The following is a 12403-nucleotide window of genomic DNA, read 5'->3' on the forward strand; positions in this document are numbered from 1 at the left end:
ATGCGACTCATCGACTACCTCGACCGCGGGGCGCTGATCTCTCGCGACGGTGTGTGCCTGATCGACGGCGACCACCGGCTGACCTACACCACGGTGGTGCGGGCATCGCACCGGATCGCGGCCGGGCTGATCGACATCGGTGTCGCTCCGGGGACGCGGGTGGCAGTCCTCGGACCGAACAGCGCGACGGCCCTGCTGGCCGTCCTCGGCGCCCTTCGATGTGGCGCTACCTGGGTGCCCGTCAACGTCCGCGCGAGCGCCAGTGAGCTCGAAGAGCAGCTCGCCATGGTCGATTGCGCCGTACTGTTCCACGACCCGGCCATGGCGGCCACCGCGCAGCGGCTCCAGAATTCCGTTCCCACAATCCGATCGGTGATCTCCCTCGCCGCGCTGCCCGACGGCAGCGGCCCGGTGCCCGACCCACCGGAGGACCCGGCGCGCGAGACGATCCTCGGATTCACCGGCGGCACCACCGGCCGGCCCAAGGCGGTGGTGGCCAGTGCCCGCAACGTCGAGGCCATGACGACGGCGCTGCTGGCGCACGTCGACATCGGCTGCCCGCCGGTCTATCTCGCCGCCGCACCCATCACCCACGCCGCGGGAATTCTGTGCTTCCCCGTGATGGCCCGTGGCGGCACCATCGTGCTGCAGCGGGGAGTGGACACCACCGCCATCCTCGACACCATCGAACGGGAACGGGTGAGTTTCCTGTTCCTCCCGCCGACCGCGATCTACATGCTGCTCGCCGATCCGACCGTGCGGGATCGCGACTACTCGTCGCTGCGCGCGTTCGTCTACGCCGCGGCGCCGATGGCGACGGACAGGCTTCGGCAGGCCATCGACGTCTTCGGGCCCTGCATGGTGCAGCTCTACGGCCAGTCCGAAGCGGCGATGATCTGCACGGTGCTCAGCTCCGCCGAGCACCTCGAGGCGCTGGACACCGCACCGCACCGGCTGCAGTCCTGCGGCCGGCCGTCGGTGGTGACGCGGCTGGCGGTGATGGACGACGACGGCGGACTGCTGCCGAACGGTCAGGTGGGGGAGCTGGTGGTGCGCAGCGCACTCGTGATGGAGGGCTACCTCGGGGACGTCGATCCCTCGGTGCGCGCGCACGGTTGGCACCACACCGGCGATGTGGGCCGCATCGACGACGACGGCTACGTCTACCTCGTCGACCGGAAGAAGGACATGATCGTCACCGGCGGCTTCAACGTGTTCTCCGCCGAGGTGGAGAACGTCGTGCTGGCCCACCCCGCCGTCGCCCAGTGCGCTGTGATCGGCACACCGGACCCGCACTGGGGCGAGGCCGTCACCGCCGTGGTCGAACTGATCGAAGGGCGGGCGGTCGGCGCAGAGGAGCTGATCGCGCACAGCCGCGAACGTTTGAGCGGGGTGAAGTGCCCCAAGCGCGTCGAGATCTGGCCGGAACTGCCGCGCAGCGCGGCGGGCAAAGTGCTCAAACGCCAAATCCGCGAGACGTTCTGGGCAGGCTCTTCGCGACGGATCTAGTTCCGCAGCGCCTCGGCCAGCGCGCGCAGCGTCGGTTCGTCGCGGACGCCGCCGATCAGGATGGTGGTCACCGGCGACTCGCGCCACAGCTGGATCCGCTCCTTGATGCGCTCGATCGGCCCCAGCAGCGAGGTGGCGTCGGCGAGTTCGTCGGGCACGGCGCGCAGCGCCTCCTCGCGGCGGCCCGCCAGGAACAGTTCCTGCACGCGTTCGGCGGCCTCGGCGTAACCGAGGCGGCCGATGAGATCGCGGTGGAAGTTCCGGTCCTTCGCGCCCATGCCGCCCATGTAGAGCGCCAGGGGCATCTTGGCGGTCAGCAGCGCCGTGTCGAGGTCGTCGGTGACGACGGTGGTGACCGGCGCGGCGATGTCGAAGCCGGCCGGGCGTCCGGCGAGGGCGTCGCCGTAGATGGCGTCGACCTTGCCGGGGTCGAGGAAGAACGGGATCCAGCCGTCGGCGACCTCGGCGGCCAGGGCGACGTTGCGCGGGCCCTCGGCCCCGAGGTAGACCGGGATCCGCGGGCGCACCGGGTGCACGATCGACTTGAGCGGCTTGCCGAGGCCGGTGCCGCCGGGGTACGGCAGCGGGTACTGCGCGCCCGTGCTGGTGACCGGCGCCTCGCGGGCCCAGACCTGCCGCATGACGTCGATGTACTCCCGCGTGCGGGCCAGCGGCCGCGCGAAGGGCTGGCCATACCAGCCCTCGACCACCTGCGGGCCGGACACCCCGACGCCGAGGATGACGCGCCCGCCGGACAGGCCGTCGAGCGTCATGGCGTGCATCGCGGTGGCGGTCGGGGTGCGTGCGGACACCTGGGCGACCGCTGTGCCGAGCTTGATCCGCGTGGTGCGGGCGCCGTACCAGGCCAGCGGTGTCAGCGCGTCGGAGCCGTAGGCCTCGGCGGTGAAGATGGAGTCGTAGCCGAGCCGTTCGGCGGCCAGCACCGTGTCGGTGAGATCCTCGGTGTGCTTCTGCCAGTACCCCAGCGTCAGTCCGATGTTCAGGTCGGCGGTCATATCAGCTCTTCGGTCATGTCGTCACCTCGTATGCGGCGGGTCTGGCGAATCCGGACAACAGCATCCGGCCGGGGATCAGTCGCAGCGCGGCGTTGCGCAGCCGCGACGACACCGGCCCGTTCATGGCGGCCAGCCGGCCCACGCCGTCGGCCTCGTCGAGCACGATTCCCACCCGGGCGCGGCGTTCGTCGGAGTACCGCTGCAGCGCCGCCTGCGGGGTGGACTCACCGGCGAGGCGCAACGCCAGCACGGTGGCGTCCTCCACCGCCAGGCAGGCGCCCTGGGCGACGTGCGGCGCCATGGCGTGGGCGGCGTCCCCGAGCAGGGCGATGCGGCCTGTCGCCCAGGACGGCAGCCGCGGCACCGCGTACACGTCGCTGCGCACGATGGCGTCCTCCGGGGTGGCCGCCATCAGTTCGGCGATGGGTGCCGCCCAGTCACCGAACTCATCGAGCAGGTCGGCCTTGACACTGCCGAACCGGTCCGGCATGCCGGCCGGCTGGAACCGGGCGCCGAACCAGTACGCCTGCCCGTCGCCCATCGGGCTCCAGCCCGCGCGACTCCCGCGCCCGAATGCGACGAACGAGGTGGCGGGCAGCCCGGCGGCGTCGACCATCCCACGCCACACGGTCTGGCCGTCGTAAACCGGTGTCAGATGGGGAAACAGCGCCGAGCGCACCACGGAGTGGATGCCGTCGGCGCCGATCAGGACGTCGGCGGTGACCGTCTCACCGTCGGCGAACTGGGCCGCCACGCCGGCGTCGTCCTGGTGGACCGAGACCAGTTCGTGGCCGAGCACCAGCCGCTCGGAGCCGAACCTGCGCAGCAGGGTGTCGGTCACCACGTGGCGGTGCACGCACACCGTCGGAAGGCCGAAGCGTTCGACGAGTTCACCGAGCGCCACCCGGGACAGGGTGTGCCCGCGGTCGGTGCGAAACTCGCTGTGCTCGCAGGCGCCGGCCCGGCCGATGACCTCGTCGAGGACCCCGTAGCGGCGGAACAGCTTCAGGGCGTTGGCCCAGAGCGTGAGGCCCGCACCGACCACTCTGGGCTCGGGATAGCGCTCGTAGACCGTGACGTCACATCCCGCTTCGCGCAACGCGATGCCGGCGAACAGGCCGCCGATGCCGGCCCCGACGACGATGACCTTCACGCGGCGCCTAGTACAGCAGACGTTCGACGGCGAACCAGGTGGGCGACACCGACCGGTCGGCGAAGGTGTGCTGGCTCTCCCGGATGGACTCGGCGGCCTGGCGGCCCTGTGTGGTGGCCAGCGCGCGGACGAGATCATCGCGCAGCCAGACAAGTTCGTCGAGGCCGTCGAAACCGGTCGGACCCGTGCCGCGCTGCGAGCGCGACATCTCCTCGATCATCGGGTCGTAGACGTTGGCGTTCTGCACGTAGCGGGCCAGGCCGAGATCGTCGGCCACCGATGCGACCAGGGCGGCGTGCTGTTCGCGGTAGACCCCGTGTGCCTCCGTGCGGCCGACGTCCTCGCGTGCGTACCAGCCCGAGTAGAACTTCAGGTAGGGGCCACCGGGCAGCGCGACGGTGCGGCCGGGTCCGCGCTCGACGACCACGCGCTCCTCGGCGAACCACGCAGGCGACCGGGTGAGGTCGGTCATGTGCTGCTCGTCGACGCCCAGCTTGCGCATGGCCTGTGCCGCGGCCGGTGAGGTCAGGGTCGCCGCCGCGGTGTCGCCGTCCAGCCAGTGCACACTCAACTGGTCATAGCCGCAGGGACTTTCGGCGCCCTCACCCCACAGCTCGTCGTGCAGCAGGTAGTCCTCCACGGTGTAGGCGTGTTCCTTGTGGAGCAGGGCGAGCGCACGGCGCACAGACAGCGAGAGCGGCAGGTGCTGCTCGTCCCAGTACTGGTGCATCTCGCGCCTGGTGACGTGCGGCATCGGCCGGCACGCGGTCAGGAATTTGACGTCGGTCATACGAACCCCGTTTCGATGCGGTGGACGAGATCGGTGAGGAATCGGGCGGCCGGGACTCCGTCGGTGACGCGGTGGTCGACCGACAGGCTGACCCACATCCGCTGCTCGGCGTCGAGCGCGCCGACGGCGAGGATGGCGGCCTGCGGCGGGATCACCAGTGCGCGGAAGCGACTGATCCCGTGCCCGCCGAGGTTGGATACCGTGAAGGTGGCCGAGTAGAGCTCGGCGGGCCGCAGCGTGCCCTCGCGGGCGGCGGCGGTGAGCCTGCGGCGTTCGGCGCGGATCTCACCGACGGTCAGGCGGTCGGCGTGCCGGATCGCCGGGGCGACGATGCCGTCGTCGACCGCCACTGCGACACCGACGTTGACGTCGGCGTGCTCGGTGATGGCGTCACGCGGTGACGTGGTGAACGAGGCGTTGAGGCGTGGGTGATCCCGCAGCGTGTGCGCTGCCGCCGCCACCACGACGTCCTCGACGCTGCCGCCCGCCGTCGGCGTGCGCGCCGCCCGGGCGTCGACGCAGGCCTCCAGCGTGAACTGCGGCACCGCAGCGCTGGCGGTCATCGCGGCGGCCACCGCGCGGCGCATCGGGGTGAGCGTCACAGGTAGCTCATCTCCTGCCGCAGGGAGCGGGTGTAGCCCGCCACGAGCAGGTGCCGCGGGATGGGGGTGTGGTCGAGCGTGAAGTCGCGGAACCGCTGCCAGAGCGGGTTCTGTGAGTGGTAGGCCCGGCCGAGGGTGCGGGCGAACCAGGCGGTGCGCGCCGTCCTCGCCTCCCGCTGCCCCTCGAAGGCGCGCAGACCAAGCCCGAGCTCGTGCGCGTCATGGAGCGGGCGCCCCGTCAGATGCCGCCCGAGGTAGTAACCGTCCTCGATGGCCATGCCCGCGCCGTAGGCGGCGTACGGCGACGTCGGATGTGCGGCGTCCCCGAGCACCACCACCCGACCGTCGATCCAGCGGCGCAGCCGTGGCCGGTCGACGATCTCGCGGCGGAGTATGCGATCGGATGCCGTGGCGCGCACCAGTTCCGGCAGCGGGTCGACCCAGTTCTCGAGCTTGCGCTCGAGCCGGCGCTTGCCGTCACCGGTGAAGGCCACCCCTCGGGGCCACGGTTCGAGCACCCACCACTGCCAGGCGGGCCGACCCTTGTGCAGGATCGGCGACCAGCTGGCCTGGGAGTCGCGATCGTGACAGATCCGGCCCTCGCCACGATCGGGACCGTCGACTTCGCAGTAGCCCTGCCAGCACGCGAAGCCGTGGTAGTTGAGCCGGCTGTCGCCGAAGCTGTTTCGCCGCACGACGGAGTTGATGCCGTCCGCCCCGATCAGCACGTCGGCGGCGGCGCTCGTCCCGTCGGCGAAGTAGAGGCGCACTTCGGACGCGTCCTGCTCGAAGCCGACCAAACGGTGCTCCAGATGCAGCACGCCGGGCGGCAGCGCGGCGTGCATGCGTTCGTAGAGGTCAGGCCGCAACAGCCCGAAGAACGTTGCGCCGAAGTCGCTTTCGAGCTCCGGAATGGCGGGGAAGTCGGCCCGGGGGCGCCCGTCGTAGCGACTGAACCCTAGCCGGGCCGAGGCCCCCAGGTTGTCGATGTCCACCCCGAGCGCGCGCAGCGCTAGCAGCGGCGGCGTGGTCAGGCTCAAGCCGGAACCGACAGCCGACACCGCAGCGCGCCTCTCGTAGAGGTCCACCCTGAAGCCGGCCCGGTGCAGCGCCAGTGCGGCGCTCATCCCGCCCGGGCCCGCCCCGACGATCGCGACCCTGTTCATCGACCCGCCTAGTTTTAGAAACAATTTCTAATTCGTGCCGACTGTAGAGCCGGACCATCGACGAGTCAACGGTCAGTGTGAGTTCCGCAAAGTCACCGCAAGTCGAGCAGTCCCACTGCCACCGCCGCCATCTCGTCGGCGAGTGCGTCCTCACCGACATCGGTGACACCGAGCGGACCGAACAGCAGACGCTGATCGAGCAGGCCCACCATCAGCGCGAAGCCGAGGTCGACCGCCCGCTCCGGATCGGGCGCGCCGATCCGGTCGCGGTGGACGAGCAGCAGTTCGGCGTACCGCGCCGCCACCATGCGGAACATCTCCTGGCGGTGCGCACGGAACTCCTCGTCGACGCAGGCCTGCGCGGCGGTGGCGCGGTAGACCGGCCCCAGGTCGCGATACGTGGCGAGCATGGTGCGCACGACGGTGCCGATGATCTGCTCGGCCCCGGCCTCGGCGAACGCCTCGGGTCGCATCACGGCGTGCAGTGTCGAGCGGGCCCGCTCCTCCGTGCGCTCGCGCAGCAGTCGCAGCACCGCGTACTTGTCGTCGAAGCGCGCATAGAACGATCCGACCGTGCGGCCCGAGCGCTCGATGATCTCCATCACGCCGATCTCGTGGAAAAGCTTGTGGTGCAGCAGTTCCTCGGTGGCATCGAGGAAGCGGTCGAGCGTCTCCTGACTGCGCGCCTGCCTGGCCCGCCGGACCGGTTCGCCGCGCGCGGCACGTGTCGTCGCGCCCTTGACCATCCCCAGCCCTTCCGCCGGCCACCTCGGTAGCACCCAAGTATGACGGCAGGCCCCAGGAAACTCAGGTGCGGCCGTCCGTCACGACGCCGAAATTAGAAATTTCCTCTCTTTAAGCCCTGCGGAAGTGGTATACATCACCAAGTCACCTGGTGACTTTGAGGAGGAGTGGCGAGTGGTTGCGCGAACGCGGGGAGCGGGGCGGTGAGCGGTGCGGGGGCACTGGGCACACCGGTGCGCGAGATCGGCCGCTTCTTCGCCATGGCGCTCGACACCGCCTGCCTCAGCGTGCGAAGGCCCTTCGCCTGGCAGGAATTCGCACTCCAGACCTGGTTCGTCGCCAGGGTGTCGTTGTTGCCGACCATCATGCTGGCCATCCCGTTCACCGTGCTGGGTGTCTTCACGCTCAACATCCTGCTGCTGGAGTTCGGGGCGGCCGACTTCTCCGGCAGCGGCACCGCGCTGGCCGCCGTCACCCAGATCGGCCCGCTGGTCACCGTGCTCGTGGTGTCGGGCGCCGGCGCCACCGCGATGTGCGCCGACCTCGGGGCGCGCACCATCCGGGAAGAACTCGACGCGCTGCGCGTCCTCGGGATCAACCCGGTGCAGACGCTGGTGGTGCCGCGGGTGCTCGCGGCCACCGTGGCCGCGTTGCTGCTGTCGTCGCTGGTCACGCTGACCGGCCTGATCGGCGGCTTCGTCTTCTCGGTGTACGGGCAGAACGTCACCCCCGGCTCGTTCGCCGCCGGGCTCACCCTGCTGACGGGCCTGTCCGAGCTGGTGGTCTCCGCGGTCAAGGCCGCCCTCTTCGGCCTGTCCGCCGGGTTGATCGCCTGCTACAAGGGCATCTCGGTCGGCGGCGGACCGGCAGGCGTCGGCAACGCCGTCAACGAGACCGTCGTCTACTCCTTCGTCGCACTGTTCGTGATCAACGTGATCGTCACCGCCGTCGGCGTCGAGGTCGCCCGATGACGGTCAGCGTCCCCAGTCCACTCATGCCGCGCGCGGGCCGCGCCGTCCGCCGGTACACCAGGGGCTGGACCCGTATCGGCGAACAAGCCGAGTTCTACGGGCGCACACTCGCCGCGACCGGCGACGCCTTCACCCACTACACCAAGGAGATCCTGCGACTGGTCGCTCAGATGGGCCTGGGCACCGGAGCGCTCGCGCTGGTCGGCGGCGCCACCGCCATCGTCGGATTCCTCACCCTGTCGGCGGGTGCGCTCATCGCGGTCCAGGGCTACAACTCGTTGGCCGGCATCGGCATCGAAGCGCTCACCGGTTTCGCGTCGGCCTACCTCAACGTGCGGTTGATCGCGCCCCTGACCGCGGGGATCGGGCTGGCCGCCACCATCGGCGCCGGCGCCACCGCCCAGCTCGGCGCGATGCGGATCAGCGAGGAGATCGACGCGCTCGAGGTGATGGGCATCCGGTCGGTGGCCTACCTGGCGTCGACACGACTGGTGGCCGGCGTGCTGGTGGTGATCCCGCTGTACTGCGTCGCGGTGGTGATGTCCTTCGTCGCGGCCCGGGTCGGCACCACCGTCGCCTACGGCCAGTCGACCGGCGTCTACGACCACTACTTCCGGACCTTCCTCAACCCGACCGACCTGATCTGGTCCTTCCTGCAGGCCGTGCTGATGGCCGCCGTGGTGATGCTGGTGCACACCTACTACGGCTACACCGCATCCGGCGGGCCCGCCGGGGTCGGCGAGGCGGTCGGCCGCGCCGTTCGCACCTCGCTGGTCTGCACGGTGCTCGTCACGCTCTGCGTCTCGCTGACCGTCTACGGCCAGTCCGCCAACTTCGACTTCGCCGGATGAACGGCACGGTCCACCGGCGCAGACGCCGGCTGCACCCGGGGTGGTCGGCGGCCATCCTGTTCACCGTCGTCGCGGTGGTGTTCGTTCTCACCGCGGCGTCCTTCGCCGGCTGGTTCACCTCCTACGTCCCGGTCACGATGACCTCCGACCGGGCCGGGCTGATCATGGAGTCCGGCGCCAAGGTCAAGATGCGCGGGGTCGCGGTGGGCCGCGTCGGCGGCATCGACCGCGCCGGCTCCGACGTCCGTCTCGACCTGCACATCGACCCCGAACGGATCGCCGACATCCCCGCCAACGTCGAGGCGGAGATCCAGGCCAGCACGCTGTTCGGGGCCAAGTTCGTCAACCTGGTGTACCCCGCCGAACCGACCGCCCGCCGGCTGGCCCGCGGCGCAGTGCTGCGCGCCCGCAACGTCACCACCGAGGTCAACACGGTGTTCGAGAACCTGGTCGGCGTCCTGGAACGGATCGACCCCGCGAAACTCAACGCCATCCTGACCGCCCTCGCCGAAGGTGTCCGCGGCCGCGGTCCGCAGCTCGGCGCCGCCCTCAGCGACGCCCGGACGGTGGTCGTCGCGCTCAACGAGCGCAGCCCGGCGCTCACCCGTGACATCGCCGCACTGCGCGGCTTCAGCGACACCTACGGCGCAGCTGCCGGCGATCTCCTCACCGTGCTGGACGCGGCCGCCACCGCCGGCGACACCCTGGTCGCGGGCACCGCGGACCTCGACGGCCTGCTGCTCAACGTCTCGGGTTTGGCGCGCTCGGGCATCGACCTGCTCGCACCCAACCGGGACAACCTGGTCCGCGCCGTCAACGACCTGGAGCCCACCACCGCACTGCTGCTGCGCTACAACCCCATCCTCACCTGCACACTGCTCGGCGCGAAGTGGTTCCTGGACAACGGCGGTGGCAACATCGGCGCCAACGGCCGGACCGGCACCATCGACGCGGGCCTCGGGCTGGGCGACGACCCCTACCGGTATCCGGAGAACCTGCCGAAGGTGGCGGCCACCGGCGGCCCCGGCGGCAGGCCCGGCTGCGGATCGCTGCCCGACGCGTCGGCGAACTACCCGGTGCGGTACCTGGTCACCGACACCGGTTGGGGGGCAGGCCTGGACGTCCGGCCCAACCCCGGGATCGGCCACCCCTGGTGGGTCAACTACTTCCCGGTGACACGCGCCGTCCCCGAGCCGCCGAGCGTGCGTGGCGAGGGCCCGCCCGCGCCGGGGCCTGCGCCGGGACCACCACCGCCCCCACCGGCGCCCGCGCCTGCGATCGGGACGCCGCCATGACTCCGCAGCGGCACAACGCCAAACTGATCGGCGCGCTGTGGCGGCTGACCGCCTTCGCGACCGTCTGCGTCCTCGGCGGGTTCGCCCTGGTGGCGGTCTTCGGGCAGCTGCGGTTCGACGACACCGTCACCTACCGCGCCGAGTTCACCAACGTCTCGGGTCTGGAAGCCGGGAACTTCGTCCGCATCGCGGGAGTCGAGGTGGGCAAGGTGCGCCGGATGAGCATCGAACCCGACACGACCGTCCTGGTGGACTTCGACATCGAAACCGATGTCGCACTGACCGACACCACCGAGGCGGTCGTGCGGTACGAGAACCTCATCGGCGGCCGCTATCTCGAACTGCAGCAGGGCCTCGCCGGCGAGCACCGCCTGCACCCCGGTGACACGATCGACCGGGCCCGCACCGCACCCGCACTCGACCTCGACGCACTCATCGGGGGCTTCCGCCCGCTGTTCCGTGCACTGGACCCCGACCAGGTGAACGACCTGTCCCAGCAGCTCGTCGACGTGTTCCAGGGGCAGGGTCCCACCATCGAGTCCTTCCTCTCCTCGACGGCGTCGCTGACCGGCGCGCTGGCCGACCGCGACCAGATCTTCGGCGAGCTGATCACCAACCTCAACATCGTGCTGGGCTCCCTGGCCGAACACGACCGCCAGTTCGACACCGCGGTGGAGTCACTGACCCGGCTCGTCGACGGACTCGCGCAGCGCCGGACCGAGATCAGCACCGGGCTGGCGTACACCGATGCCGCCGCGGCCACCGTGGCCGACCTGCTCGCCGCGGCACGGCCGCCGCTGCAGACGGTCGTCGCCCAGGCCGACCGCACCGCCGGCCTGGTGATGTCGGACGCCGAGTACGTCGACCACCTGCTCGCGACGTTGCCCGACGCCTACCGGGTGCTGTCGCGCCAAGGGCTCTACGGCGACTACTTCAGCTTCTATCTGTGCGATCTGCTGTTCAAGGTCAACGGGAAGGGCGGCCAGCCGGTGTATGTGAAGGTGGCCGGCCAATCCACCGGGCGGTGCGCGCCGAAATGAAGTTCTTCGAGGAGCGCAACCCCCTGCCGATCGGGGTGATCGGCATCGTCACCGTGGTCGTGCTGGCACTGGCTGCGCTGCAGTACAAGTCACTGCCGTTCTTCAACTCCGGCAGCGAGTACTCCGCATACTTCGCCGAAGCCGGGGGCTTGACGTCAGGTGCGGCCGTGCAGGTTTCCGGCCTGAAGGTCGGCGAGGTGCTCGACGTCGGCCTCGACGGGCCGCGGGTGCTGGTGACGTTCCGCGTCGAGGACGAGGTGACGCTCGGCGACCGCTCCGAAGCGGCGATCAAGGCCAGGACGCTGCTCGGCGCGAAGATCCTCGAGGTCACACCCCGCGGCGACGGCTCGCTCGGCGAGCCGATCCCGTTGCAGCGCACCACCTCGCCCTACCAGCTGGCCGACGCGCTCGGTGATCTCGGCACCACCCTCGACGGCCTGGACACCGACGGGCTCACCGAATCACTCGGCACCCTGTCGCAGGCGTTCACCTCGACACCCCCGGCTCTGCAGGCCGCCCTGGCCGGACTCGGCCGCTTCTCGGAGGTGATCGGCGAACGCGACACCGAGGTGCGCACGCTGCTGGCCAACGCCGCCCGCGCGACCGGGGTTCTCGGGCAGCGCACCGATCAGATCGTCGACCTCGTCCGGCAGACCGACGCCCTGCTCACCGCGCTGCTGCAGCAGCAGGCCGCCCTCGACGGACTCTCGGGACACATCTCCGCACTCGCCGCCCAGCTGTCCGGCGTCGTCGCCGAACAGCGCAGCGTCATCGGGCCGGCACTGGAGAAGGTCAACGGAGTGCTCGGCATCCTCGACAACCGCAAACAACAGATCCAGTCGTCACTGACGATGCTCAACGCCTATCAGATGTCGCTCGGCGAGGCCGTCTCCTCCGGACCGTTCTTCAACGCCTACGTCGCCAATCTGCTGCCCGGCCAGTTCATCCAGCCGTTCGTCGACGCCGCCTTCTCCGACCTGGGACTCGACCCAGCGGTGCTGGCGCCCTCGGAGCTCAGCGACCCGCAGACCGGTCAGCCGGGGACGCCCGCGCTGCCCGTGCCGTACCCCCGCACCGGTCAGGGCGGCCCGCCCAATCTCACCCTGCCCGAGGCCATCACCGGTGTACCCGGCAGCAGCCGCTACCCCTTCGTGCCGCCGCCACCGGCCCCGGCGCCGGGTGGTCCGCCGCCGGGACCACCCGCCCAGGCACCGGGAGGAGGGTCGTGAAACGTCCTGCCGCACTGCGGCTCTACGCCGGCGGCTT

The 12403-nt window shown here is 70.5% G+C and carries 12 protein-coding genes; 6 read left to right on the forward strand and 6 right to left on the reverse strand.

Going from position 1 to position 12403, the window contains the following annotated elements:
- Positions 1-1509 carry an AMP-binding protein gene (locus H7I41_RS06615; protein WP_264011777.1) on the forward strand — a complete coding sequence of 503 codons (1509 nt, stop codon included), beginning with the start codon at positions 1-3 and terminating at the stop codon, positions 1507-1509.
- On the opposite strand, the gene H7I41_RS06620 is transcribed toward H7I41_RS06615, so the two are convergent.
- The 6 genes from H7I41_RS06620 to H7I41_RS06645 all read right to left on the reverse strand — a co-directional run bounded on the left by H7I41_RS06620 (position 1506) and on the right by H7I41_RS06645 (position 6982).
- Positions 1506-2513 carry an LLM class F420-dependent oxidoreductase gene (locus tag H7I41_RS06620; RefSeq protein WP_372503693.1) on the reverse strand — a complete coding sequence of 336 codons (1008 nt, stop codon included), beginning with the start codon at positions 2511-2513 and terminating at the stop codon, positions 1506-1508. The two genes, H7I41_RS06615 and H7I41_RS06620, sit on opposite strands and share 4 nt — an antisense overlap.
- 25 nt (positions 2514-2538) lie before the next feature.
- The gene (locus H7I41_RS30275; protein ID WP_264011779.1) at positions 2539-3678 is read right to left on the reverse strand and encodes an FAD-dependent monooxygenase; all 1140 of its coding nucleotides are present in this window, start codon (positions 3676-3678) and stop codon (positions 2539-2541) included.
- Between the two features lie 7 nt (positions 3679-3685).
- A complete protein-coding gene (locus H7I41_RS06630; RefSeq protein WP_264011780.1) occupies positions 3686-4468 on the reverse strand; it encodes an EthD domain-containing protein in 783 nt (260 codons plus the stop codon).
- The gene (locus tag H7I41_RS06635; protein WP_264011781.1) at positions 4465-5070 is read right to left on the reverse strand and encodes a 2-oxo acid dehydrogenase subunit E2; all 606 of its coding nucleotides are present in this window, start codon (positions 5068-5070) and stop codon (positions 4465-4467) included. The genes H7I41_RS06630 and H7I41_RS06635 overlap by 4 nt, the downstream gene beginning before the upstream one ends.
- Positions 5067-6236 carry an FAD-dependent oxidoreductase gene (locus H7I41_RS06640; RefSeq protein ID WP_264011782.1) on the reverse strand — a complete coding sequence of 390 codons (1170 nt, stop codon included), beginning with the start codon at positions 6234-6236 and terminating at the stop codon, positions 5067-5069. Before H7I41_RS06640 ends, H7I41_RS06635 begins: the two co-directional genes overlap by 4 nt.
- Before the next feature lie 92 nt (positions 6237-6328).
- Positions 6329-6982 (reverse strand): TetR/AcrR family transcriptional regulator, encoded by a 654-nt coding sequence (locus tag H7I41_RS06645; RefSeq protein ID WP_264011783.1) that lies wholly within the window; start codon positions 6980-6982, stop codon positions 6329-6331.
- Between the two features lie 258 nt (positions 6983-7240).
- Here H7I41_RS06645 and H7I41_RS06650 point away from each other — a divergent pair, with 258 nt between their 5' ends.
- The 5 genes from H7I41_RS06650 to H7I41_RS06670 are packed head-to-tail and all read left to right on the forward strand — an operon-like array spanning position 7241 to position 12366.
- Positions 7241-7951 (forward strand): MlaE family ABC transporter permease, encoded by a 711-nt coding sequence (locus tag H7I41_RS06650; protein ID WP_264011809.1) that lies wholly within the window; start codon positions 7241-7243, stop codon positions 7949-7951.
- Positions 7948-8802 carry an ABC transporter permease gene (locus H7I41_RS06655; protein ID WP_372503692.1) on the forward strand — a complete coding sequence of 285 codons (855 nt, stop codon included), beginning with the start codon at positions 7948-7950 and terminating at the stop codon, positions 8800-8802. The genes H7I41_RS06650 and H7I41_RS06655 overlap by 4 nt, the downstream gene beginning before the upstream one ends.
- Entirely contained in the window at positions 8799-10097 is a 1299-nt protein-coding gene (locus H7I41_RS06660) for an MCE family protein (RefSeq protein WP_264011784.1), read from the forward strand. The genes H7I41_RS06655 and H7I41_RS06660 overlap by 4 nt, the downstream gene beginning before the upstream one ends.
- On the forward strand, positions 10094-11137 hold the full coding sequence (locus H7I41_RS06665) for an MCE family protein (protein ID WP_264011785.1): 1044 nt from the start codon (positions 10094-10096) through the stop codon (positions 11135-11137). The genes H7I41_RS06660 and H7I41_RS06665 overlap by 4 nt, the downstream gene beginning before the upstream one ends.
- Positions 11134-12366: an MCE family protein gene (locus H7I41_RS06670; protein WP_264011811.1), complete on the forward strand. Its 1233-nt coding sequence runs from the start codon at positions 11134-11136 to the stop codon at positions 12364-12366. The genes H7I41_RS06665 and H7I41_RS06670 overlap by 4 nt, the downstream gene beginning before the upstream one ends.
- Positions 12367-12403: the final 37 nt, after the last annotated feature.

This window comes from [Mycobacterium] manitobense (assembly GCF_025821665.1).
Taxonomy (GTDB): domain Bacteria; phylum Actinomycetota; class Actinomycetes; order Mycobacteriales; family Mycobacteriaceae; genus Mycobacterium; species Mycobacterium arseniciresistens.

Bases quoted from the DNA above. Each gene is read 5' to 3' on its own strand.
- H7I41_RS06615 (WP_264011777.1), top strand. From the start codon at position 1: ATGCGACTCATCGACTACCTCGACCGCGGGGCGCTGATCTCTCGCGAC.
- H7I41_RS06630 (WP_264011780.1), bottom strand. From the start codon at position 4,468: ATGACCGACGTCAAATTCCTGACCGCGTGCCGGCCGATGCCGCACGTC.
- H7I41_RS06640 (WP_264011782.1), bottom strand. From the start codon at position 6,236: ATGAACAGGGTCGCGATCGTCGGGGCGGGCCCGGGCGGGATGAGCGCC.
- H7I41_RS06645 (WP_264011783.1), bottom strand. From the start codon at position 6,982: ATGGTCAAGGGCGCGACGACACGTGCCGCGCGCGGCGAACCGGTCCGG.
- H7I41_RS06650 (WP_264011809.1), top strand. From the start codon at position 7,241: ATGGCGCTCGACACCGCCTGCCTCAGCGTGCGAAGGCCCTTCGCCTGG.
- H7I41_RS06655 (WP_372503692.1), top strand. From the start codon at position 7,948: ATGACGGTCAGCGTCCCCAGTCCACTCATGCCGCGCGCGGGCCGCGCC.
- H7I41_RS06660 (WP_264011784.1), top strand. From the start codon at position 8,799: ATGAACGGCACGGTCCACCGGCGCAGACGCCGGCTGCACCCGGGGTGG.
- H7I41_RS06665 (WP_264011785.1), top strand. From the start codon at position 10,094: ATGACTCCGCAGCGGCACAACGCCAAACTGATCGGCGCGCTGTGGCGG.
- H7I41_RS06670 (WP_264011811.1), top strand. From the start codon at position 11,134: ATGAAGTTCTTCGAGGAGCGCAACCCCCTGCCGATCGGGGTGATCGGC.